At 71.3% G+C, this 23,136-nt stretch carries 23 protein-coding genes; 9 read left to right on the top strand and 14 right to left on the bottom strand.

Translation table 11 applies throughout. The annotated features are described in order from the left end of the window. The first annotated feature begins 146 nt into the window (after positions 1 to 146). A complete protein-coding gene (locus FYX01_RS17210) occupies positions 147 to 803 on the top strand; it encodes a DUF2975 domain-containing protein (RefSeq protein WP_150242579.1) in 657 nt (218 codons plus the stop codon). Next, positions 803 to 1,048 carry a helix-turn-helix domain-containing protein gene (locus FYX01_RS17215; protein ID WP_150242581.1) on the top strand — a complete coding sequence of 82 codons (246 nt, stop codon included), beginning with the start codon at positions 803 to 805 and terminating at the stop codon, positions 1,046 to 1,048. Before FYX01_RS17210 ends, FYX01_RS17215 begins: the two co-directional genes overlap by 1 nt. An 87-nt stretch (positions 1,049 to 1,135) precedes the next feature. Here the strand turns inward: FYX01_RS17215 and FYX01_RS17220 are convergent, their stop codons facing one another. From FYX01_RS17220 to FYX01_RS17265, 10 genes are all read right to left on the bottom strand, one after another. Further along, the gene (locus FYX01_RS17220) at positions 1,136 to 1,855 is read right to left on the bottom strand and encodes a DUF4191 domain-containing protein (RefSeq protein WP_150242583.1); all 720 of its coding nucleotides are present in this window, start codon (positions 1,853 to 1,855) and stop codon (positions 1,136 to 1,138) included. Between the two features lie 214 nt (positions 1,856 to 2,069). After that, positions 2,070 to 3,023, bottom strand: coding sequence for a lipoyl synthase (gene lipA / locus FYX01_RS17225; RefSeq protein WP_150242584.1), 954 nt, complete (start codon positions 3,021 to 3,023; stop codon positions 2,070 to 2,072). 96 nt (positions 3,024 to 3,119) lie between these two features. Next, positions 3,120 to 3,824, bottom strand: coding sequence for a lipoyl(octanoyl) transferase LipB (lipB, locus tag FYX01_RS17230; RefSeq protein WP_150242586.1), 705 nt, complete (start codon positions 3,822 to 3,824; stop codon positions 3,120 to 3,122). Between the two features lie 9 nt (positions 3,825 to 3,833). Then, entirely contained in the window at positions 3,834 to 4,766 is a 933-nt protein-coding gene (locus FYX01_RS17235) for a TIGR01777 family oxidoreductase (RefSeq protein ID WP_190394363.1), read from the bottom strand. 369 nt (positions 4,767 to 5,135) lie between these two features. Continuing rightward, positions 5,136 to 5,702: an NADPH-dependent FMN reductase gene (locus FYX01_RS17240; RefSeq protein WP_150242588.1), complete on the bottom strand. Its 567-nt coding sequence runs from the start codon at positions 5,700 to 5,702 to the stop codon at positions 5,136 to 5,138. A 295-nt stretch (positions 5,703 to 5,997) separates the two neighbouring features. Next, a complete protein-coding gene (gene sucB / locus FYX01_RS17245; protein ID WP_150242590.1) occupies positions 5,998 to 7,860 on the bottom strand; it encodes a 2-oxoglutarate dehydrogenase, E2 component, dihydrolipoamide succinyltransferase in 1,863 nt (620 codons plus the stop codon). A 104-nt stretch (positions 7,861 to 7,964) separates the two neighbouring features. Beyond that, positions 7,965 to 9,341: a dihydrolipoyl dehydrogenase gene (lpdA, locus tag FYX01_RS17250; protein WP_150242592.1), complete on the bottom strand. Its 1,377-nt coding sequence runs from the start codon at positions 9,339 to 9,341 to the stop codon at positions 7,965 to 7,967. Between the two features lie 143 nt (positions 9,342 to 9,484). Next, entirely contained in the window at positions 9,485 to 10,984 is a 1,500-nt protein-coding gene (locus FYX01_RS17255) for a leucyl aminopeptidase (RefSeq protein ID WP_150242594.1), read from the bottom strand. 344 nt (positions 10,985 to 11,328) lie between these two features. After that, positions 11,329 to 12,087, bottom strand: a complete 759-nt coding sequence (locus FYX01_RS17260) for an adenosylcobinamide-GDP ribazoletransferase (RefSeq protein ID WP_150242743.1) — start codon at positions 12,085 to 12,087, stop codon at positions 11,329 to 11,331. Between the two features lie 74 nt (positions 12,088 to 12,161). Further along, a complete protein-coding gene (locus FYX01_RS17265) occupies positions 12,162 to 13,157 on the bottom strand; it encodes a bifunctional adenosylcobinamide kinase/adenosylcobinamide-phosphate guanylyltransferase (protein WP_150242745.1) in 996 nt (331 codons plus the stop codon). Positions 13,158 to 13,430: 273 nt separating this feature from the next. Here FYX01_RS17265 and FYX01_RS17270 point away from each other — a divergent pair, with 273 nt between their 5' ends. Next, positions 13,431 to 13,637, top strand: a complete 207-nt coding sequence (locus FYX01_RS17270) for a hypothetical protein (protein ID WP_150242596.1) — start codon at positions 13,431 to 13,433, stop codon at positions 13,635 to 13,637. 159 nt (positions 13,638 to 13,796) lie between these two features. Then, positions 13,797 to 14,261 (top strand): hypothetical protein, encoded by a 465-nt coding sequence (locus FYX01_RS17275; protein WP_150242598.1) that lies wholly within the window; start codon positions 13,797 to 13,799, stop codon positions 14,259 to 14,261. Positions 14,262 to 14,641: 380 nt separating this feature from the next. On the opposite strand, the gene FYX01_RS17280 is transcribed toward FYX01_RS17275, so the two are convergent. Together FYX01_RS17280 and FYX01_RS17285 are read right to left on the bottom strand one after the other, a co-directional pair. Then, on the bottom strand, positions 14,642 to 15,646 hold the full coding sequence (locus FYX01_RS17280; RefSeq protein WP_190394364.1) for an aldo/keto reductase family protein: 1,005 nt from the start codon (positions 15,644 to 15,646) through the stop codon (positions 14,642 to 14,644). 153 nt (positions 15,647 to 15,799) lie between these two features. Next, entirely contained in the window at positions 15,800 to 16,453 is a 654-nt protein-coding gene (locus tag FYX01_RS17285; RefSeq protein WP_190394365.1) for a DUF3043 domain-containing protein, read from the bottom strand. Between the two features lie 117 nt (positions 16,454 to 16,570). On the opposite strand from FYX01_RS17285, the gene FYX01_RS17290 reads away from it, so the two are divergent. The 5 genes from FYX01_RS17290 to FYX01_RS17310 all read left to right on the top strand — a co-directional run bounded on the left by FYX01_RS17290 (position 16,571) and on the right by FYX01_RS17310 (position 20,775). Continuing rightward, on the top strand, positions 16,571 to 17,347 hold the full coding sequence (locus FYX01_RS17290) for a PspA/IM30 family protein (protein WP_150242600.1): 777 nt from the start codon (positions 16,571 to 16,573) through the stop codon (positions 17,345 to 17,347). Then, positions 17,344 to 17,622 carry a PspA-associated protein PspAA gene (gene pspAA / locus FYX01_RS17295; RefSeq protein WP_150242602.1) on the top strand — a complete coding sequence of 93 codons (279 nt, stop codon included), beginning with the start codon at positions 17,344 to 17,346 and terminating at the stop codon, positions 17,620 to 17,622. The genes FYX01_RS17290 and pspAA overlap by 4 nt, the downstream gene beginning before the upstream one ends. A 391-nt stretch (positions 17,623 to 18,013) precedes the next feature. Further along, a complete protein-coding gene (gene htpX, locus FYX01_RS17300; RefSeq protein ID WP_150242604.1) occupies positions 18,014 to 18,931 on the top strand; it encodes a zinc metalloprotease HtpX in 918 nt (305 codons plus the stop codon). Between the two features lie 73 nt (positions 18,932 to 19,004). After that, on the top strand, positions 19,005 to 19,601 hold the full coding sequence (gene pspAB, locus FYX01_RS17305) for a PspA-associated protein PspAB (RefSeq protein ID WP_150242605.1): 597 nt from the start codon (positions 19,005 to 19,007) through the stop codon (positions 19,599 to 19,601). Between the two features lie 70 nt (positions 19,602 to 19,671). Beyond that, the gene (locus FYX01_RS17310) at positions 19,672 to 20,775 is read left to right on the top strand and encodes a glycerate kinase family protein (protein ID WP_150242607.1); all 1,104 of its coding nucleotides are present in this window, start codon (positions 19,672 to 19,674) and stop codon (positions 20,773 to 20,775) included. 205 nt (positions 20,776 to 20,980) lie between these two features. Here the strand turns inward: FYX01_RS17310 and FYX01_RS17315 are convergent, their stop codons facing one another. Together FYX01_RS17315 and FYX01_RS17320 are read right to left on the bottom strand one after the other, a co-directional pair. Next, the gene (locus FYX01_RS17315) at positions 20,981 to 22,228 is read right to left on the bottom strand and encodes an ABC transporter substrate-binding protein (protein WP_150242609.1); all 1,248 of its coding nucleotides are present in this window, start codon (positions 22,226 to 22,228) and stop codon (positions 20,981 to 20,983) included. 434 nt (positions 22,229 to 22,662) lie between these two features. Beyond that, positions 22,663 to 23,091, bottom strand: coding sequence for a PaaI family thioesterase (locus FYX01_RS17320; protein WP_150242611.1), 429 nt, complete (start codon positions 23,089 to 23,091; stop codon positions 22,663 to 22,665). Positions 23,092 to 23,136 lie beyond the last annotated feature (45 nt).

Below are 23,136 nucleotides of genomic sequence, written 5' to 3' on the forward strand. Positions count from 1 at the left end.
CACCCCTGGGGTGCTCACGGGCCCTTCTCCCGTTCCGGGGCGGTACCCCCGTGGGCCCGTGACGGCGGCGGAGCGGGACACTGGCATGACAGGCCCCGGCGTATCGTTTATCGTTATTATCGATAAACGATAAGAGAGAGGTCGTCATGTCCCTCCGCCGAGCCCTGGCCCTGTCCTGGTCCAGAGCGGACTCCGCCATCCTCAAGTTCGTCCTCGTCGTCTTCCTGGGTTTCCAGGCGGTGCACGGGCTGTTCCTGGCCGTCTGGGGCGCCGGACTCGTCGCCGCGGACACCAGCGCGGGGCTCAACGTGATCCAGCGGTGGCTGCCCGCCGGCACGCCCGCGCCCGCGGTGGAGGTGCCGGCCCGCGGCGATGTCACCGTCGAGGGCGCCGAACGCATGGTGATCACCTTCCACGACCCCTCACAGGCCGAGCGCCTGCTGCTGGTCGCCCCCTCGCTGCTCACCGTCCTGGCCATCGGCCTGGTCACCTACCTGCTGTTGCGCATGGCCATGACCCTGGACAGGGGGGATCCCTTCACCCCCGCCAACGTGCGCCGCATGTTCGCCATCGCCCTGACGGTGATCGCCGGATCGATCCTGGTCCCCGTCGTCGAGGCGGTCGTCGGCGCCGAGCTGGGGAGCCGGGCGGTGGAGCCGGACGCCCCCGTCTTCTTCGCCCTCACCCTCGGCCTGGAGGGCGGCGTGGTGCCGCTGCTCCTGGTCGGGCTGGTCCTGGCCGCGCTCGCCGAGGTCTTCCGCCGGGGCACACGGCTGCGCGAGGACGTCGAGGGGCTCGTCTGATGCCCCCGGAGGAGGCCACCGGTATCCGCGTCCACCTGGACAAGCTCCTGGCCGAACGCGGTATGACCCTCACCCAGCTGGCCGAGCGGGTCGGCGTCACCGTCGTCAACCTGTCGGTGCTCAAGAACGACCGCGCCAGGGCGATCCGCTTCTCCACCCTGGCCGCACTGTGCCGCGAACTCCGCTGCCAGCCCGGCGACCTGATCGGCTACGAGCCCGGAGCGGGCCCCGGGGAACCCGGCTGAGTCCGGGGCCGCACACGCGAGGGGGCCGCCGCACCCCTCGGTGCGGCCGGCCCCCCTCACGTGTGCGACCAGGCCCGGAGGGGCCCTCTAACCGCCCATCTGGCCGCGCATGCCCCTGGGCATCTTCGCGCCCTTGGGCATGGGGCCCTTGGGCATCTGCATCTTGGCGGGCAGCGCCTTGAGCCGGTAGTTCAGCTCGGCGGTCCCGGCCTTGTCCAGGTTGCGGGGCAGCTTGACCAGCTTGCGCTGGAGTTTGGAGACCGGTACCTGGTCCTCGCCGTTGCCGACCTTGAAGTCGTAGATGGGGGTGTCGTTGGCGACGCGGGAGACACGCTTCTTCTCACCGGCGATCAGCGGCTTGAGCCGGTGCGGGTCGCCCTCACCGACCAGGACCACGCCGGGGCGGCCCACCACGCGGTGCACGACGTCCATCTGCTTGTTGGCGGCCACGCCCGGCTCGACCGACCAGTTGCCGCGCATGTTCTCCAGGATCGCCATCCCGGCGCCCAGGCGCCCGTCCAGCATCTTGTACTGGACGCGCTGCGCGGAGCGGGTGAAGATGATGAAGCCGACCAGGAAGGCGACCGGCAGCCCGGTCAGCGGCCACAGGATCCACGAGCCGGTCCAGAGACCGATACCGACGAAGACCGCGAGGATGACCACCGCCGCGCTGACCGCGAGCGGGATGCTGCGCGGGCTCTGCTGGTGGACGACCTTGGCGACCATGCCGATCTGCTTGAGCCGGCCCGGCTGCTTCTCGGCCCCGTCCTTGCCCTGGGCCGTGTTCTGGGAACCCTTTTTCGCCATCGTGCTCTCAGGCAGCGTGCGCCGACACCGGTCGGCGGGGAAGAGATCCCCGGGCTGCCTTGCCTCCTCTTCGCGGTCGACCTGGGTGCGGCGCCTTGCGGCGCCACCGACGGGGCGCCTCTCCTCACCAGGATATGTGGACGTGGTCCCGTGTGAGGAACGGTGGCCCGCGGGCCACCGTTCCAGGTTGGTCACGACTCGGGCGAAAAGCCCGTTATGCGTTGTTCGCCAGGGCGGCGTTCTCGGCGTCCCGCTTCTCCCGCGCCTGCTTGTACAGGCGGCCCGCGCGGTAGGAGGAGCGCACCAGCGGACCCGACATGACACCGGCGAAGCCGATCTCCTCGGCCTCCCGGCCCAGCTCCACGAACTCCTCCGGCCTCACCCACCGGTCGATCGGGTGGTGCAGCTTGGAGGGGCGCAGGTACTGGGTGATGGTGAGCAGGTCGCACCCGGCCTCGTGCAGGTCGCGCATCGCCTCGCTGATCTCCTCACGGGTCTCGCCCATGCCCAGGATCAGGTTCGACTTGGTGACCAGGCCGTCCTCACGGGCCTCGGTGATCACCCTGAGGGAGCGCTCGTAGCGGAAGCCCGGACGGATGCGCTTGAAGATCCGCGGCACCGTCTCGATGTTGTGCGCGAGCACCTCCGGACGCGAGCCGAACACCTCGGCCAGCTGGTCCGGGTCGGCGTTGAAGTCGGGGATGAGCAGCTCCACGCCCGTGTCCGGGTTGAGCTCGTGGATCTTGCGGACGGTCTCGGCGTACAGCCAGGCGCCGCCGTCCTCCAGGTCGTCACGGGCCACACCGGTGACGGTGGCGTAGCGCAGCTCCATGGTCTTCACGGAGTTGGCGACCTTGGTCGGCTCCATGCGGTCCAGGGCGCTGGGCTTGCCGGTGGCGATCTGGCAGAAGTCGCAGCGCCGCGTGCACTGGTCGCCGCCGATGAGGAACGTCGCCTCCCGGTCCTCCCAGCACTCGTAGATGTTGGGGCACCCGGCCTCCTGGCACACCGTGTGCAGGCCCTCGCTCTTGACCAGGGACTGGAGCTCGGTGTACTCGGGCCCCATGTGCGCCTTGATCTTGATCCACGGCGGCTTCTTCTCGATGGGGGTCTCGCTGTTGCGCGCCTCCACGCGCAGCAGCTTGCGGCCCTCAGGAGCGATGGTCAACGTGAACCCGTTCCCTTCTGTGCCCCGTGACGGGGACCCTTCCGCCCCTTGTGGGGGCGCTTCGTCCCTGCGGGGACTGGCTCATGGTGTGGTGTGTCATCCACGGGCGGTGGCGCCGGAGAGCAGTTCGGCGCCGTCGGTGTGGCTGTACCCCTCCGCACCGAGGACGTCCGCCAGGTGGCGTTCCATCCGCGGCCGTACGTCGGCCACGGTCACGGCACGCCCCAGCTCGACGGAGAGCGAGGTGGTCCCGGCGTCGGCGATCCCGCACGGGATGATCCGGTCGTACCACGACAAGTCATTGTCGCAGTTCAACGCGAGTCCGTGCATACCGACCCCACGGGCGATCCGGCAGCCGATGGCGGCCACCTTGCGCTCGATCAGTCCGCGTTCGGGGTCGGCGTCCAGCCACACCCCGGTGCGTCCCTCCACCCGTCCGCCGGTCAGGCCGTACTCCGCGATGGTGCGGATAATGGCCTCCTCCAGCATCCGTACGTAGGCGATCACGTCCACGGGGTCCGGCATCCTGACGATGGGGTACACCGTCAGCTGTCCGGGGCCGTGCCAGGTGATCTTGCCGCCCCGGTCGATGTCCACGACAGGCGCCCCGGGGTCGGTGATGGGACGATCCCACCTCCCGGTGCGTTTTCCTGCGGTGTAGACGGGCTCGTGCTCCAGGAACAGGACCGTGTCGGCCACCTCATCGGCGACGCGGCGCTCGTGGAGCCGCTTCTGCAGATCCCAGCCCTGGTGGTACGGGACGGGAGTGTCGCCCAGCCATGCGTAAACGAGATCACTCACACACCCACCTTACGCCCCGGTGGAGGGCGAGGGTCTGGCCAGGATGTCGGATAGCGCACGGTCGAGGGTGGGCAGGTCGAAGGAATACCCGGCCTTGCCCAGGCGTTCGGGCACGACCCTCAGGTCGGTCAGCGCGCTCTCCTCGGCGAAGTCCCCCAGGACCGCGCGCAGCGCCGCCGCCGGAACCGGAAGGAACGCCGGACGTCTCAGCGCCCTGCCCAGGGCCCGGGAGAATTCCGCGTTGGTCACCGGCTCCGGCGCGCACATGTTCACCGGCCCGGTGACCTCGGGGTGCTCCAGCAGGAAGCGTACGGCCCCGATGTGGTCGCGCATGGCGATCCAGCTCATGTACTGCGCGCCCGACCCCAGACGGCCGCCCAGTCCTGCCCGGTACAGCGGCGACAGTGTGCGCAGCATGCCGCCCGAGCGGTCGAGCACAACCGAGGTGCGCATGTGGGCGACCGACAGGCCCGCCTCGACGGCGGGGGCGGCGGCCTCCTCCCAGTCCTGGCAGACCCCGGCCAGGAACCCGGTGCCCGGCGGGCTGTCCTCGGTGGCGGCGTGTCCGCCGGTGTCACCGTAGTAGTGCGCTCCCGACGCGGTCAGCAAACGCGGGGGCGGGCCGGTCATGCCCACCAGCGCCTGGCACAGCGTGCGGGTGCCGCGCACCCGGCTGCGCCGGATGAGGGCGCGCCGGTGCCGTGTCCACAGGGCCGGGCCGATCGGCGCGCCGGCCAGGTGCACCACGGCGTCGGTCTCGTGCAGGGCCACGGTGTCCACCCGGCCCTGCTCGGGGCGCCACTCCGCCTCCTCCACGCCCGGTGGATGCTGTCCCCGCGGCAGGTGCCGCACCATGCGCACCACCGTGTGTCCGTCGTCGAGGAGGGACGCCTCCAGCGCCCTGCCGATGAGTCCTGATGCCCCCGTGATCGCCACTCTCATGGTCCAGGGTCTACCCTCAGGGTCTCCGAACTCCCGTGACGGAGGCCGTCAAAGGTGCGTTCCGAGGGAGCCGGCCGGTTTTTCCTCGGCTTTTTCCGCGAAAGAGCTGCGGGAGGGCTCCCCGTTCTTCTACCTTGAAGGTGGCACAGGAACTCCGCGTCATCGCGGAGATACTGCGGGCGACGCGCTGTCGGGCTGGCTGCCGCGCGCCCGGCCACAGACCTTTGATGATGGGGATCATCAGGGGATGGTGATTGGTGGGGTAGAAAAGCGGGGCGGTGCCGTGAGGCACCGCCCCGTTCACTGTGTCTGCCTTGGGGCTCCGCTTCGCCTCGCCCCGTGTTCGGGCGACACCTCCTTGGGGCTCCGCTAACCGGGGTAGGGGCGGCGCTCCCGGGCCTCGCGCAGGGCCAGCGCCCACCACGCCAGCTGGTGCAGCATCCTCTCCACGGCCGCCTCCGCCTCCGACATGTCCACCACCGGATCGCCGTCGGCGCCGAACATCGTCTGCGCGTTGTGCAGGCTGACCGTGTCGCGGATCGTGGCGGTGTGCAGTTCCGAGAAGACCGACCGCAGCTGCTCGATCGCCCGCAGGCCCCCGGACATCCCCCCGTAGGAGACGAATCCGACCGCCTTGCCGAACCACTCCCGGCGCGCGGCGTCGATGGCGCTCTTGAGCTCGCCGGGGTAGCCGTGGTTGTACTCCGGAGTCACCACCACGAACCCGTCGGCGGCGTCCACGGTCCGGATCGACTCCGGGGCCATCGGTCCGCCGTGGCCGTCCGCCGGACTGATGTCGTCCACGTCGAGGAAGTCGAACCCCACGTCCGGGTCGGGGTGTTTGACGGCGCGGTCCACGAACCAGCGCGAGACGGCGGGGCCGGTGCGGCCCCTGCGGTTACCGCCGAGGATGACCGCGATCCGAAGGTTGTGCATGTGGGTCCTTGCTTCTTGGTGCCGTCTCGGCCCACGGGAGAGCGGGCACGTCGGGCGGGCACGCGCGGATCGGCTCTGCCCTGGCGGGAAAGGAGCCGCGCGGCGCACCGTCGGTTCTTCGGGACGGGCCAACGCTAGAACCTCAACACTGCTTGAGGTCAAATCGGTCAGGCCCCCGAGGGCCGCCCCGAAAGGAGACGGACCCGAAAGACGGAGCCGGGCCGGGAACCGCGTGGGCGGCGCCCGACCCGGCGGGGTCGTGCGGGAGGACCAGGCCGGACCGGGCCCGGCCCGCCTAGGCCATGCCCAGGTCGCCTTCGAAGGCGCCCTCCTCCAGCCGGCTCTTCACCGCCTGGAGGAAGCGTCCGGCGTCGGCGCTGTCGATCAGGCGGTGGTCGTGGGCCAGCGACAGGTACACCATCGAGCGCACCGCGATCACCTCGTCGCCCATGGACAGGTCCTCGACCACGACGGGGCGCTTGACGACCGCGCCGGCGCCCAGGATCGCCACCTGCGGCTGGTTGATGATCGGCGTGCCGAACAGCGCACCGGTGCAGCCGGTCTCGGCGATGGTGAACGTGCCGCCGCCCAGCTCGTCCGGGCCGAGCTTGCCGGTGTGGGCGCGCTCGGTCAGGTCCGTGATCTTGCGCGCGAGGGCGCTCAGGTCCAGCTTGCCCGCCTCCTTGACCACCGGGGCGAGCAGGCCGCGCGCGGTGTCCACCGAGACGCCGAGGTTCTCCACGTCGTGGTAGGTCACCTCCCGCTTGTCGCTGTCGATCACCGCGTTGAGCTTGGGGTGGGACCGCAGGGCCCTCACCGCGGCCAGCGCGAAGAAGGGGAAGAAGTCCAGCGGGAGGTTCTCGCGCTCGGCGAAGCGGTCGGCGGCCTGCTCGCGCAGGCGGGCGATCTTGGTGACGTCCACCTCGATGACCTGCGTGGTCGTGGCCGAGACGTGCAGCGACTCCACCATCCGGTCCGCGATGGACAGGCGCAGGCGGCTGAGCTTCTCGGTGCGGCCGCGCAGAGAGGCGTCGTCCGCCACCTTGCTCGGCGCCGAGGACGGGGCCGGTGCGGCGGCGCGCGCGGCTTCGGCCTTCTGGTCCTCGGCGGCCTTGAGCACGTCCTGCTTGCGGACGCGTCCGCCCACGCCGGTGCCCTTGACGCGGCCCAGGTCCACGCCGTGCTCGGCGGCGAGCTTGCGCACCAGCGGCGTCACGTAGGCCTCGGTCCCGGAGTCGGTGCCCGAGGCACGGCCGGTGCCGCTGAGGGTCTCGATGTCCACGGACGGCCCCTCGTGGGCCTGCTCCCTGTCCGCGGCGGGCTCGGGCTCGGGCTTGGGAGCGGGCTCCGGCTCCGGCTCCGGCTCCGGCTTCTCGGGCGCGGGCTCCGGCTCCGGCTTCTCGGGCGCGGGCTCCGGCTCGGGCTGCGGTTCGGCCTCGGGCGGGGCGGGCGCCTCGGAGGAGGCCGGGGGCTCGTCGCCGGTACCGCCGATGACGGCGATCTCCTGGCCGATCTCCACGGTCTCGTCCTCGTCGACGAGGATCTTGGTGAGTACACCGGCAGCCGGTGACGGAATCTCGGTGTCCACCTTGTCGGTGGAGACCTCAAGGAGCGGTTCGTCCGCCTCGACGGTGTCGCCCACGTTCTTCAGCCACTGTGTGACGGTGCCCTCGGTGACGCTCTCGCCCAGGGCCGGCATGGTCACCGACGTCTTCGGGCCGCCGGAGGAGGCCTCCGACTGCGCGGACCGGGCAGGTGCGGGTTCCGGCTCCGGCTCCGGCTCGGGCTCTTCGGCCGCCGCGGGCTCGGGCGCGGGTTCGGGCTCCTCGGCCGCCGCGGGCTCGGGGGCGGGCTCCTCCTCCGGCTCGGACCGGGAGGCCTCGGCAGCGGGTTCGGCACCGCCCTCGTCGGCGCTCTCGCCCTCACCGCCGATGATGGCGATCTCCGCGCCGATCTCCACGGTCTCGTCCTCGTCGACGAGGATCTTGGTGAGTACGCCCGCGACCGGTGACGGAATCTCGGTGTCCACCTTGTCGGTGGAGACCTCAAGGAGCGGTTCGTCTGCCTCGACGGTGTCGCCCACGTTCTTCAGCCACTGTGTGACGGTGCCCTCGGTGACGCTCTCGCCCAGGGCTGGCATGGAAACGGAAGTCGGCATGGGTTCCTCGTTGGATCTGGGCGCGGTCTCTGCCCAACCCCTTGACTGGGCAGCGCGGATGTGTGCGGGGGCGGGCCTTGGCGGCCCGCCCCCGGATGGTGCGGTCAGTCGTGGACGTGGAGCGGCTTGCCCGCCAGCGCCAGGTGCGCCTCCCCGAGCGCCTCGGACTGGCTCGGGTGCGGGTGGACCAGTTGCGCCACCTCGGAGGGCAGCGCCTCCCAGTTGTAGATCAGCTGGCTCTCGGCGACCAGCTCTCCGACGCGGCTGCCGACCATGTGGACGCCCAGTACCCGGCCGTCCTTCTCGGCGATGACCTTCACCGCGCCCTGCGTCTGCAGGATCTGGCTCTTGCCGTTGCCCGCGAGGCTGTAGTTCATCTCCACGACGTCGTGGCCGCGTTCCTTGGCGACCTCGGAGGTCAGTCCCACGGACGCGACCTCGGGCTCACAGTAGGTGACGCGGGGAACACCGTCGTAGTCGATCGCGGGCGGGTTCTGCCCCGCGATGTGCTCGGCGACGAAGATGCCCTCGGCGAAACCCACGTGGGCGAGCTGGAGGGTGGGGATGAGGTCGCCCACGGCGTAGACGTTGCCCACGCCGGTGCGCAGGTTCTCGTCCACCTGGACGAAGCCGCGCTCCAGGGTGACGCCTTGCTCCTCGTATCCCAGGTCCTCCGAGACGGGGCCGCGGCCGATGGCGACCAGCAGGATCTCGGCGTCCAGGGTCTTGCCGCCCTGGAGGGTGACGGTCACGCCGGAGTCGGTGGTCTTGACCGACTCGAACGGCGTGCCCAGCTCGTAGTTGATCTTGCGCTTGCGGAAGGCGCGCTCCAGCAGCTTGGAGCTCGACTCATCCTCCGCCGGCACCAGGCGGGGCAGGGCCTCGACGATGGTGACGTCGGCGCCGTAGGAGCGCCACACGCTGGCGAACTCCACACCGATCACGCCGCCGCCCAGGACGATGACCGACTCGGGGACGCGGTTCATGTCCAGGGCCTGGTCACTGGTCATGACCTTCTCGCCGTCGATGTCCAGGCCCAGGGTCTTGGGCTTGGAACCGGTGGCCAGCAGGATGTTGCGGCCCTTGTAGACGGTGCCGCCGACGGTGACCTCGTCCTCGCCGGTGAGCTTGCCCTCACCCTCCACGACGGTGATCTGGCGGGACTTGACCAGGCCGGTCAGGCCCTTGAACAGGCCGCCGACCACCTTGTCCTTGTACTTGTGCACGGCCTCGATGTCGATGCCCTCGAAGGTGGCCCTGACACCGAAGTTCTCGCTCTCCTTGGCGGAGTCGGCGATCTCGGCCGAGTGCAGGAGGGCCTTGGTGGGGATGCACCCGCGGTGCAGGCAGGTGCCGCCGAGCTTGTCTTTCTCGATCAGGACGACGCTCATGTCCAGCTCCGCGGCGCGCAGTGCCGCCGCGTAGCCGCCGCTGCCGCCGCCAAGGACGACGAGGTCGAAGGTGCCGCCGCTCTCACTCACGGAACGAACTCCTTGTTGTGTGGCTGGTGATGGGTGGTGGGGCCGCGGACGGGGCTGGGGAAACGGGGGGCGGCGTCCGCGTCCGCGGTGCCGGGGAGGGGCGGACGCTCCGGCTCACAGGAGACCCGCCCCGCCCACGGGGACTACCTGGCGTACTCCTCGGCGATGCGGACCAGTGTGCGCGTGCCCGCGCCGGTGCCGCCCTTGGGGGTGTAACCGTGCGGGCCGCCGTGGTTGAAGGACGGGCCCGCGATGTCGAGGTGCGCCCACTTGACGCCGTCCTCGATGAACTCCTTGAGGAAGATGCCCGCGGAGAGCATGCCGCCCCAGCGCTCGCCCGCCACGTTGGCGATGTCGGCGACCGAGGAGTCCAGGCCCGAGCGAAGCTCCCCGGGCAGGGGCATCGGCCAGGAGGTCTCGCCCGCGGCGCCCGAGGCGGAGACGATGTCGGCGCGCACGTCGTCGTCGTTGGACATGACCGCGAACACGCGGGTGCCGAGTGCGACCAGCTGGGCGCCGGTCAGGGTGGCGATGTCCACGACCAGGTCGGGCTCGTCCTCCTGCGCGCGGACCAGGGCGTCGGCCATGACCAGGCGGCCCTCGGCGTCGGTGTTGAGGACCTCCACGGTCTTGCCGCCGTAGATGGTCAGCACGTCGGAGGGGCGCTGGGCGGTGCCGCTGGGCATGTTCTCGGCCACGGCCAGGTAGCCGACGACGTTGACCTTCAGGCCCAGGGCGGCGATGGCGCGCATGGCGGCGAGCACGGAGGCGGCGCCGGCCATGTCGGACTTCATCCAGTCCATCGAGCCCGCGGGCTTGAGGGACAGGCCGCCGGAGTCGAACGTGATGCCCTTGCCGACGAAGGCGACGGTGCGGGTGGCCTCCGGGTGGGTGTGGGAGAGGCGGACCAGGCGAGGCGGGTTGGCCGAGCCCTGACCGACGCCGGTCAGGCCGCCGTAGCCGCCCTCGGACAGGGCGCGCTCGTCCAGGACCTCGATCTGGAGGCCGGTCTGCGCGGCGATCTCCTGGGCGGTGTCGGCCAGGTCCTCGGGGACCAGGTCGGCCGGTGCGGTGTTGACCAGGTCACGCGTGAGGTTGACGGCCTCGGACAGGACGGTGGCGCGCTCGGCGGCGTCCCCGGCGTCGGAGGAGACCAGGACCAGCTCGGCGGCCGCGTCGGCCTTCTTGCCGTTCCCGGTGCGGTACCGGTCGAATTCGTAGGCGCCCAACCGTGCGCCGAGGGCGACGGCCTCGGCTTCGGCGGAGGTCTGGGCGGGCAGGGCCAGGACGACCCGGCCCGCACCCCCCGGGCGCGAGGTCAGGGAACGCAGCGCGGCACCGGCCGCGCGGGACAGGATGCCGGAGTCGACGGGACCCTCGGCGGGCGCCGGGCCGAGACCGACCGCGACGACGACCGGGGCCTTGACGGCTCCGAGGGAGGCAAGGGTGTGCACCTCCTCGGGGGCGCCGCTCGCTCCCAGGAGCGACAGGGTCTGGGCGAGGCCGCCTGAGAAGGCGGCATCGACGTCATGTGCGCCCGACGCGGGCTCCGGAGCGTCGCCTCCGGAGTGGTAACCGACGACAACGGCGTCGGCGTCGAGCGAACTGGGGGACTCCGTATTTACTGACAACGACGTGCTCACACTCCCGATGCTAGTCGCCTCGTGCGCTCGGCGGCGACGCGGCGCCCCGGGGTGGGAGGGGGTCTGACGCGGCGCTGCGGGCGATTCCGGAGAGCGGGGGTTCCCCGGGGCGGCCCCGGCCCGTTCGGGCGGCGAGGGGGGCTCTGGCCGCCGGTGGAGGGCGTCGTGCGCCGTCGTCCGGGTGGTGGCGGTTCCCCGTGTGCGGAATCCGTGAAACCCGGTGTGAAAAAATGTGATGATCATGACATCGGGGGTTCCTGGAGATTACCCGTTGGTAGGAGGCCGCCTGGTGGAGCCGCCTCCCACGCGCACGGCGGGTTCCGCGCGTCCCGGCCCGGTGGCCCTCACCCCCAGGCGGAGGCCGCCGCGGCCACCACGAGTACCGCCGTCGCGGCGGACTCCACCAGAGCGCCCAGCACATCACCGGTGACCCCGCCCAGCCGCCGCACCGCCCGACGCAGTACGCCGCCCGCCATGAGCAGGCCCGCGACCGCCGCGAGCACGCACGCCAGCGCGAACACCGGAGCATGTGCCCAGCCCGTCAGGCACACCACGGCCGTGAAGGCACCGGCGGCCAGCGCCCCCGGCCAGCGCACGGTCCCCGCCACGAACGCGCCCAGCCCCTCCGGGCGCGCCGACGGCACGCGCGGTGTGCACGCCAGCGCCACCGCGAGCCGCCCCACCGCCCCGGCCGCCGCCGCGCCCGTCAGCGCCGCCCACGGGGAGGCCGCCGCCAACTGGCCCAGCGCCAGCACCTGCGCGCCCAGCACGACCACGAGGGTGACCACGCCGAACGGGCCGATGTCGGAGCGCCTCATCACCTCCAGGGCACCCTCGGCCGGACGGCCGCTGCCCAGTCCGTCGGCGAGGTCCGCCAGACCGTCCAGGTGCAGCCCCCGGGTCAGCAGCGCGGCTAGGCCCACGGCGAGTACCGCCGCCAGCGGCGCGGACAGCCCCGCGGCCGTGCCCAGTACGGCCACCGCACCGGTCAGAGCGCCCAGGAGCGCACCCAGGACGGGCGCCCACACCATCGCCCAGCCGGCGGCGGAGCGGTCCACCCGCTCCACGCGCACGGGGAACACGGTGAACGTCCCCAGCGCCATCCTCGCGCCGGCGACCGCAGGGGAGGGGCCGGAGCCGTGGTCGGGACCCGGGGAACCGCCGCGGGCCGCACCGGTCACGGGAACTCCATGACGCGGCCCGCGGTCACCAGCACGACCTCCTCGGACTCGGCGGCCACCCACTGGTTCAACCGGCCCAGGTGGTCGCGGAACAGCCGCCCGGCGCGGGTCGCGGGCACCACGCCCGCCCCCACCTCGTTGGTGACCGCCACGACGTAGGCCTGGGTCTCGCGCCAGGCCTCCAGCAGTCCGTGCACCGCGGCCTCCACCCGGTCCTCGGCGCCGGGGGGAGGGGCCTCCTCCCACAGCCCGGCCTCACCCATCACCCAGGTCAGCCACGTGCCCAGGCAGTCCACCAGGACCGCGCCCCGGGACCGCTTGAGCACCGCAGCCAGGTCGGTGGTCTGCTCGGTGCGCCACCACCACGGGCGGCGCCGCACGTGCCGGTCCACGCGGTCCGCCCACTCGGGGTCCTCGACCGGGTCCGGTACCGGGCCGGTCGCCGCGTACAGCACCCTCGGCTCGGCCATCAGGCGCAGCTCGGCCTCGGTGGACTTGCCGGATCGGGCACCGCCGGTCACCAGGGTCCGGTGCGGGCCGTGCGGCCGCGACTCCGGCCACACGGCGGGCGGGCACGACAGGGCCTGCCCGTCGCCCGGCATCAGGGCGCCCCACAGCCGCGCCCGCCGGGCGAACTCCGCCGGGGAGCGGACGCGGTGGTCGCCGCCGACCGCCACGACGGCCGTGGTCACCCCGATCACCCCCGAGCGGCGCAGTTCGCCGATGACCTCGGGGCGCTGCGCCGCGTCCACGATGACCATGTCCACCTGCTGGTCGGGCCGGGCCGAGGAGTAGCCGGAGGAGCCCTCCGCCCGCGCCTCCGCCGGGGGGACGCCGGGCAGGGATCCGGGCCCCGTGCGGGCGTACAGCAGCCTGCCGCCGTCAGGGCCCTCCAGCAGGACGCCGTCGGGTGTCGGGAACACCGAGTACCCCGGGGGCACCGGGCCCACCGCACCCGTCTCGCGGATACGGAAGCGGTCGTCCACGGTCACGCGTAGGGGCAGGCGCCGTTCGGCGAGGGCCTTGTTGCAGGAGGCGCAGGTGCACTGCGGGGCGGGCCACCCCGAATGGCCGGCTGTCCCGAGAAAACGGATACGCACCCAACGAGTAAACCGCATGGCCCGCCGAGTTCCGGTCAGCTTCCCGGCTCCCGGAGGAGATCGGCCCGCGGACGGGTCCCCGGTCCGCTCGCCCGGTTGGTTAGGCTCTGGACAGGATCACGGTGACCGGATGCTGTGACCTCCGCGACGAAGGGGTGGCCGAACATGGCGTGGAGCTGGCGGTACTACGGGGCCGAGGGTTCCGGCCCGGCGGGACAGGACCTGCCCGCCGAGTCGTTCACCTCGCGGGGCGACGCGGAGAGCTGGCTGGGCGAGAACTGGCAGGAGCTCGCCGAGGGCGGCGTGAACCGGGTCGCCCTGTTGGAGGGTGACAAGGAGGTCTACGCGATGTCCCTGGAACCCGTCGACTAGGTCGTGATTCCTTTGCATCGTTCCGGGACCGCGTCCGCCGGGCTGCCTCCCGCTGACCCGAAAGCCCTCTGAAAACACTCCCCAGACGCCTCCGCCGTGCCCCGCGGGGCACGGCCCCCTCGCGGGCGGTACCGGGGCACACGCGAGGACAACGGGGACGTGATCTCTCCTCTGCGCAACCTGGCCGTCCTGGAACTGGCCAACATTCCCCTGTTCGCCGTGGTGCTGTTCCTGTTCCTGGACGTGCCCGCCTCCCCGGCCAACCTGGCCGGGTTCGCCCTGTTCGCCCTGCTGCTGGTCCAGGGCGGTGCCTACTGGTGGTCCAAGGTGCGCCAGCTGCGCGCGCGGGCTCGGGTCCCGGAGGGCCTACCGGTCCTTCGCGTCCTGAGGTGGGTGAACCCGCTGCTGCTCCTCGTGGGCGGCGCGGTCGCGGCGGCGGCCCTCGCCGAGGGCGTCCCCTGGACCCGTGTGTGGCCGGGCCTGGGCCTGTGGCTGTTCGCGGTCCTGGAGTACGTCAACTACTTCCACGTCCAGCTGTCCCACCAGACCCGCGCGGACCTGTCCCGGCTGCTGCGCACCAGGCGCCTGCACCGCTCCCACCTGTCCCGCGACATGGCGCGCTGACCGGTCCGGGGGAGGGAGGGCGACGGGGCCCACGGCCAGCGGTTCCCCGGCTCCACCTCCGGGGGAAGCCGAGGAAGGTCCGGATGACGCCGACCCCGGCGGCCCCCGATGGCGGTCCCCAGCGCATCGATGGCCCGGGCGGTGCCCATGGGCCCCTCCTCCGCGGCGTGTGTGGCGCGGCGGCTGCCCGGAGCGGGCGGGGCGGCACCAGGAACGCTCGTCGATCCGGACGCGAAGGGCCCCGGCCACCCGGAGGTGGTCGGGGCCCGAGGCGCACAACGCGGCGGTCCCAGCCCTTGGGGGGGTGGTCCGGGCGCCGGGGGCTCCCGCCTTCGGGGTGCCCGGACACGGGGCGAAGCGGAGCCCCCGAAGAGCACGGCTCAGCCGCGGATGTTCTCCGGGCTCTTGGTCAGCGCCGGATCGCGCTTGACGCTGTCGTCGAGGATCTCGTCGATCCTGGTGAGCAGCCCCGCGTCGAGCTCGACTCCGGCGGCCTTGACGTTGTCCTCCACCTGCTCGGGGCGGGAGGCGCCGATGATCGCGGACGACACGTTCTGGTTCTGCAGCACCCAGGCCACGGCCAGCTGGGCCAGGGACAGGCCCGCCTCGGCGGCCAGCGGCTCCAGCTTCTGCACGCGCTCCAGCAGGACCTGGTCCTCAAGCGGTCCGCGCAGGAACTTCCCGCTGTTGGGGTCGGCGGCGCGCGAGCCCTCGGGCAGCTCCTGGCCGGGCTTGTACTTGCCGGTCAGGACGCCTCCGGCGATCGGCGACCACACGATCTGGCCGATGCCCTCGCGCTCGGAGAGCGGAACGACCTCGGGCTCGATGACCCGCCACAGCATGTTGTACTGCGGCTGGCTGGAGACGATCCGGTCGAAGCCCATCTCGTCGGCGATCTTGAGCGCCCGCTCGATCTCCTCGGCACGCCACTCCGAGACACCGACGTAGAGGACCTTGCCCTGGCGGACCAGGTCCTCGAAGGCCCGCATGGTCTCCTCCAGCGGTGTGGAGTGGTCGAACCGGTGCGCCTGGTACAGGTCCAGGTAGTCGGTTCCGAGGCGGCGCAGGGAGTCCTCCGCGCCGCGGATGACGTGCTTGCGGGACAGGCCCTTGTCGTTCTTGCCCTCTCCCATGGGCCAGAAGACCTTGGAGAAGATCTCCAGCCCGTCCCGGCGCTCATCCTTCAGTGCGCGGCCGAGCACCTCCTCCGCCCGTCCCTGGGCGTAGGCGTCGGCGGTGTCGAACGTGGTGATACCCGCGTCCAGCGCCGCGCGGACACAGGCCTTGGCCGTGTCCTCCTCCACCTGGGAGCCGTGCGTGAGCCAGTTCCCGTAGGCGATCTCGCTGACCATGAGACCGCTGTTGCCTAGATGCCGAAAGTCCATGCCGAGCACTCTAGTAGGCGGTTGTGGCTCTTCGCGAGGTTTTCGACCAAGTGTGCGGAAATGGGGAGAAAGCCCCCATGAAGGAGCGAGTGAAGGGCCGGTGCGAACACCGGCCCTGCTCACACTGCTCGGTCCGGAGGGGTGGGAGGGAAGCTAGCGCGCGCTGCGCGGGGTGGGGTCCTCGCGGACCTTCAGCCGCGGCTTGGGCAGGCGCAGGCGGCGGAACTGCAGCTGGCGCATGGCCGCGTACATCCCGATGCCCTTGATGGTGGGGTCGCCGGGGAAGTACTCGGAGGCGCGCTTCTTGACCGTGCGGCCCACCAGGACGCCCTCGGCGATGATCGTCACCATCATCAGCGGCCACGCCACGTAGGCCACACCGACCTGGAAGACCGGGTTGTTGATGAACAACAGGGCCACGATCAGGATCGAGAACGGCAGGAAGAACTCGCTGGCGCTGCGGCGGGAGTCGACGAAGTCGCGGGCGAAGGCCCGGGCCTCGCCCATGTCCTGCTGGCGGTAGTGGCGGGCATCGTCCTTGGACACGCCCTTGGGCGCTCTGGAACCCCGGGCGCCCGACCCGCGTTGACGTTCGAGACGTTCCCGGTAGGCCCGGTAGGCCTCCTTGCGGGTCTCGGGCGCCTTCAGCGGTCTGCGTGGGGCCACCTCGGATTCCCTGCGTTTTGGGGTGGGGACCCCCTTCTTGGGGGTATATCCCTTAGGTTGGGTGGCCTCAGTGGCCTCAGGGCTGGCGGATTCGGCGGTGGCCGAGTCCGGGGCTGTGGAAGCGGAGCGACGTCGGAACACACCCACAGGGTAGCCGCTCGTCGCATTATGGCGACCGCAGGCCAGAGCGCGTAGGGTTGGGCAAAGCGCCCGCTGGGAACAGCCGATGTACGCACCGAGAAGGGGACGGCCACGCCGATGAGCGTGTTTCAGCGACTTTCGATGATCTTCAGGTCCAAGGCCAACAGAGCCTTGGACTCGGTCGAGGACCCAAGGGAGACACTCGACTACTCGTACCAAAAACAGCTTGAACTCTTGCAGAAGGTGCGTCGTGGTGTGGCCGACGTCGCGACCTCCCGCAAGCGCGTCGAGCTCCAGATCCAGCAGTTGGAGCAGCAGTCCGGCAAACTGGAGACCCAGAGCCGGGCGGCCCTGACCCAGGGCCGGGAGGACCTCGCCCGCGAGGCCCTGACCCGCCGCTCCGGCCTGACCCAGCAGATCGAGGGCCTGCGCGAGCAGCACGCCAACCTCCAGGGCGAGGAACAGAAGCTCACGATGGCGGCGCAGCGCCTGCAGACCAAGGTGGACGCCTTCCGCACGCGCAAGGAGACCATCAAGGCCACCTACACCGCCGCCCAGGCCCAGACGCAGATCAGCGAGGCCTTCTCGGGCATCTCCGAGGAGATGGGCGACGTCGGCATGGCCGTCCAGCGCGCCGAGGACAAGACCGCCGACATGCAGGCCCGTGCGGGCGCCGTCGACGAGCTGCTCGCCTCCGGCGCGCTCGACGACGTCACCGGCACCGCCCGGGACGACATTCAGAGCGAGCTCGACAACATGGCCAGCACCACCAGCGTCGAGGCCGACCTGGAGCGCATGAAGATGGAGCTCGGGCAGGGTGACAGCGGCTCCACCCAGCAGATCGAGCGCGGTGGCAACGGCGCTGGCAACACCGGCAATCGGGAGGGCGCGTGATCGTCCGCATCATGGGTGAGGGACAGCTCGACCTCACCGACGCCGACCTGGAGCTGATCAACTCCTTCGACTCCCAGCTGGAGTCCGCCATCGAGTCGGGCGACGAGGCCACGTTCCGCCAGGCTCTGCACGACCTGTTGGAGAAGGTGCGTGAGGACGGCAGGCCGCTGGAGGCCGACGCCCTGGAGCCCTCGCAGTTCATCCTCCCGCCCGCCGACGCCACCATGGAAGAGGTACGGGAGATGCTGCAGGACGACGGGCTCATCCCCGGCTAGGACCGTTTCCGTCCAGACGCACCGTTTCCGTCCAGGTGCGTCCGGACAGGGTGAGCGGGGTCCCCGCCAGGCCAGGCCACGGCCGGTCGGAGCCCAGCTCGGTGCCTGCGCGCGCGTTTCCAGGCCGCCGTGATCCCCCAGGGGGCACGGCGGCCTTGTCGTGCGCGCAGGCGCTGCGGGGCGCGGGGCGGACGAGGAGTGTTCCGCCGTCCACAGGAACCGCGGCCGGTGCCTCGTTCGTTGGAGTGGTCGGGTGCGGCGCGGGGGAGGGCGCCACGGGCGCCACCCGGGGACGGCGGGGCGGAACACGCTGCGCACCGCCTTGGGTTCTTTCGCACCTGGGCGAACTACACTCCGAGACAGTCGACGTGTCGGCGGAGAGGACTACGGCATGGCCGGTTCCAAGTTCAGACCTGACCGGGGGCTGACCGCCCGCATGGTGATGACCATGGGCCTTCTCGCCCTGGTCTACGTGGCCTTCATCGCCGGGCTGGTCCTGGCGGGCCTCAGCGTATGGCTGGTCCTGCTCATCGTCGCCGGGTTCGCGCTGTTCAGCTACTTCGCCTCCGACAAGATCGCCATGTTCTCCATGGGGGCCAAGGAGGTCACCCCCCAGCAGGCGCCCGACCTGCACGCCGTGATCGACCGGCTGTGCGCCATGGCGGACATGCCCAAGCCCCGCGTGGGGATCGCCGACACCGACGTCCCCAACGCCTTCGCCACCGGGCACAGCGAGAAGTCCGCGGTCATCTGCGTGACGACCGGCCTCATGCGCCGCCTGGAGAACTCCGAGCTGGAGGCGGTCCTGGCCCACGAGCTGTCCCACGTCGCCCACCGCGACGTCATGGTGATGACCATCGCCGGCTTCCTCGGCATCGTCGCCGGGTTCCTCACCCAGGCCGGACTGCGCTTCGCCATGTTCACCGGGGGGATGCGCAACAACAACGGCCCCGCCCCGGCCGTGATCGCCCTGCTCGTCGTGCTGGTCAGCGCGGTCGCCTGGGCGCTCAGCTTCCTGCTCACCCGGGCGCTGTCGCGCTACCGGGAGCTGTCCGCCGACCGCGCCGCCGCCTACCTCACCGGGCGCCCGTCCATGCTGGGCAGCGCCCTGACCAAGATCACCGGCGACATGGCCCGGATACCCACCCGCGACCTGCGCCAGGCGGAGCCGTTCAACGCCTTCTTCTTCGCGCCGGCCGTCTCCCGCAAGGGGTTCAGCTTCAGCCAGCTGATCGCGACCCACCCGCCCGTACAGCAGCGCCTGGCCCAGCTGTCCGACATCTCCAGGCAGCTCGGCCAGGGCGGTTGACCGCGGCCGGCCCGGCCGCACACGTCGGCCGCACACGGCCGATCCCAGACCCCGAGAGGACAGAGGGGACACGATGAGTTTCTGGCGAGCCCTGCTCGGGCGTTCCGAACCGGCCCAACCCGACCTCGACGCCCTGTTCGGGCTGCCCTCGGCGTCCGTCACCCTGCGTGCCGCCGCGGGCTTCCGGCCGACCGGCACCGGCTCCGTCGCCTTCCGCGCCGCCGAGGGCGCCGCCTTCGCCGACCTGAAGCGCGACGTCACCGAGTTGCTCGACACCGGTGGGGGCCCGCCCGTCGACCAGGTCACCGACGACTACGGCTACACCTGGCTGGTGGTCCGCTCGCAGGGCGCCCCGGCCTCCGGGGACGGGACCGACGCTCCCGACATCACCGGCCTGGTGACCGACCTGCACGCCGTCAACTCCACCCTGGAGGCCAACGGGTACGGGCCCTCCCTGCTGTGCTCCCTGGTCGGCTTCACCGACGGCAGCCGCCATCTGGGGCTGGTCTACCTCTACAAGCGCGGCACCTTCTACCCCTTCGCGCCCGCCGGCGGCCAGCGCAGGGACAACGCCCTCGAACTCCAGGCCGAGGCGGCCATCGGCGCGGACCTGCCACTGGAGAAGGACCGCTCCCGCTGGTTCCCCGTCTACGGCGCCCCCGGGCTCTGACCAGGAGCGCGCGGCCTCTGACCAGGGGTACCCCGAAGCCGGGGGAATGTGGCCTGGCACACTTGGGTCCGTGCGTATCCTCATCGCTCCTGACAAGTTCGCCGGCACCCTCTCCGCGCTCGAAGCCGCCCAGGCCGTCGCCGACGGCTGGCACCGGACCGACCCCTCCGCCCGGACGGAGCTGCTTCCGCTCTCCGACGGCGGTCCCGGGTTCGTCGAGGTGCTGCACACCGCCCTCGGCGGCGAGGTGCACCGAGCCGAGGTGACCGGTCCCCTCGGCGCACCCGTGACCGCGGAGTACCTCCTCGACGGTGACACCGCCTACGTGGAGAGCGCCCAGGCCTGCGGTCTCCACCTGGTACCCGCCGACGACCGCGACCCCGGCCGCACCACCACCCGCGGTGTGGGCGAGCTGGTCGCCCACGCGGTCCGTGCGGGCGCACGCACCGTCGTCGTCGGCCTCGGCGGCAGCTCCACCAACGATGCCGGAGCCGGGCTCCTCGCGGCCCTCGGCGCCACCCCCGGCGACCACCTCGGCCGCGGCGGCGGCCCCCTGGCCGAGCACGTCGGCTCCGTCGACCTGGAAGCCGCCCGCCAGACCCTGGCGGGGGCCCGCCTCGTCGCCGCCACCGACGTCGACAACCCCCTCCTCGGCATCCACGGCGCCAGTGCCGTCTTCGGCCCGCAGAAGGGCGCCGACCCCGACCAGGTCCAGCGCCTCGACGCGGCCCTCGCCGCCTTCGCCGACCGGGTCGACCCCGACAAGAGCACCCGTGACGTCCCCGGCGCCGGCGCCGCGGGCGGTCTGGGCTTCGCCCTGCTCCTCCTCGGTGGCACCGTCGAGTCCGGCATCAGCCGTGTCCTCGACTCCGTTCGCCTGACGGAGCGCCTCGACGGCGCCGACCTCGTCGTCACCGGCGAGGGCTCCTTCGACTCCCAGTCCCTGCGCGGCAAGCTCCCGCACGGCGTCGCCCAGGTCGCCCGTCAGCACGGTGTTCCCTGCATCGTCACCGCCGGGGCCGTGAAGGTCGGCCGGGCCGAGGCCGCCGACGCAGGGATCACCGAGACCTACTCCCTCGTCGAGTCCGCCGGTTCGGTGGAGGCGGCCATGAGCCGCTCCGCCGAGGAACTGCGCGCCCTGGCCGCCGACATCGCCCGTCGCTGGTCCCGGTGAGGAGACGGAGGGAGGGGCGGTAGGGGAGGAGGGAGGCCGACCACACCTCCTTCCCGGAGCCCGGGAGTCCGGCCCGCCCCGCGAGCCCCACGCCCCCTCCGACGGGGACGGGCGAACACGGACAGAGAGGAGCGCCCCGGGAGAAGGATCTCCCGGGGCGCTCCTCGTGCTCGGTGACGGGCGGCCGAGGCCGACCGTTCCTCACCTAGTCCTGGAGGGAGTGCTCCTCGTAGGCCAGGACCTCGTGACCGTCGTCTCCGTAGTGGAAGATCTCGAAGGTGGCGGCGGTCGGGTCGCCGTTGTCGTCGAAGTCGATGTTGCCGCTGGCACCCTGGTAGTTGATCTCCTCACCGTCGGCCAGCAGGTCGCTGCACTCGGAGAAGGAGGAGCACTCGGTGCCCTCGGGACGGCTGACGTTGGGCAGTTCGGCCACGTAGTCGGACGCGTTCGCGCTGCCGGCGGCCTCGGCGGCCAGGGCGATCACGGTGACGCAGTCGTAGACCTGCGGGGCGAACTGGAAGACCTCCAGCTCCTCGTTGTAGCTGGTCAGACCCTCCGTGAACTCGGGGTTCTCCGCACTCGGGGCGACACCGGTGATGCCGTTGACGATGTCCGGGTCCTCCTGGTTGACGGTCTCGCCCAGGTTCGGGTCGTTGAGGCCGTCGGTGACGAAGATCTGCTCACCCTCGATGTCGCTCTCCAGGAGCTGGGCGATGACCTGCGCGCCCTCCTCGAAGGCGATGAGCGCGACGGCGTCCGGCTCCTCGTTGGCAACGCTGCCGACGACCGAGTCGAAGGTGGTGGCCATGGGGTCGTAGGTCTCGTTGACGACGACCTGGGCGCCGAGGTTCTCCAGTTCCGTCTGGAGGGCGTTGGCGTAGCCGCCGCCGTAGTCGTCGGCGCGGGCGACGATGCCGACGTTCGCGTGGCCCTCGTCAGCGATCTTGCGGGCCATCACCACGGCGGAGAGCTTGTCGCTGGGCGCGGTACGGAAGTAGTAGCCGTTGTCCTCGATGTCGCTCAGCGCGGCGGAGGTGTTGGAACCGGAGCACTGGACGATCTCGGCGCCGGTGATGGTGTCGTAGGTCGCCTGGGTCATACCGGAGGCGGCGGCGCCGATGACGGCGTCCACCTCGTCCGAGACGAGGCTGTTGGCGGCCTCGTTGGCCTGTGCGTTGTCGCCGGCCTCGTCACCCTGGACGATGTCGGGGACCTCGTTGCCGAGGATGCCGCCGGCCTCGTTGATCTCGGAGATCGCGTATTCCGCCGCGGTGATCTGGGGCGGGCCGAGGAAGGCGAGGTCACCGGTCTGCGGGTAGAGGATGCCGTAGGTGAACTGGTCGTCCCCTCCGTCACCGCCGTCTCCTTCGCCGCCCCCGCTGCCACACGCGGTCAGGCCGAGTACAAGGGCCGCGGTTGCGGCAGTGAGGCCTAGGACCTTCTTGCTTGCCATGATCGTGGTCACTCCGTTCAACCGGCGAAACACGTGCTGCGTGACGCAGCCGTGCCGATGTGCATGTGCGTCCTGATGCCCGCGGTGTGTGGCATGACTTAATCAGGAGCATTAGCGGAGCTTAATCACGGAAGTTCTGGATCGGAAAGCATGGAGCGGCCGTTGGTGCCGACTCGCCGTCATGCTGTTATGCCCCTGTAGTCATCACTGGGCTTTCGCGGCCGATATTTGTACAGTTCGCAGCTATCCGTGTGCAGGGGGCAGCAAACTGTCGCGACGACCAGGGACGACGAAGCCCGACCGTCAAGAGCCGCGGTCGGGCTGTAGGAAAGCTACAGAGGTACTGCACGCGGGTGTGAAGCGGTCCTTCCGTAAACAGAAAAACCCTTGACCTATACACGTTCCGTCCCTCCGGCCGTCTCCCGCCGTCTCCCCTACCCGCGGGGCGTCTCGCGCAGCATGCACGTGAGCCGGGAGGTGCACACCTTCCGGCCCCCGTCGTCGGTGATGGTGATGTCCCACGTGGCCAGCGTCCGGCCCAGGTGCACCGGGGTGGCCACGCCGGTCACGTACCCCTCGGTGGCCGACCGGTGGTGGGTGGCGTTGATCTCGATACCGACCGCGGTCCTGCCGAACCGGGCGGCGTGGGCGGTGGACCCGATCGATCCCAGGGACTCGGCCAGTACGCACGAGGCGCCCCCGTGCAGCAGCCCGAACGGCTGGACGTTGCCCTCCACCGGCATCCGTCCCACCACGCGCTCGGCGGAGGCCTCGGTGACCTCGATGCCCATGCGCTCGCCCAGCCCGCTGGTCAGGGCGCCAGTGTCGAGCATCCGGCGCATCGCCTCGGAGTCCGTCGTCATGGTGTGTGCCTTCCGATCCGCTGGGGTGTCCACCCGCTCCGGACG

It is taken from the genome of Nocardiopsis quinghaiensis (genome assembly GCF_008638365.1).
Lineage (GTDB): Bacteria > Actinomycetota > Actinomycetes > Streptosporangiales > Streptosporangiaceae > Nocardiopsis > Nocardiopsis quinghaiensis.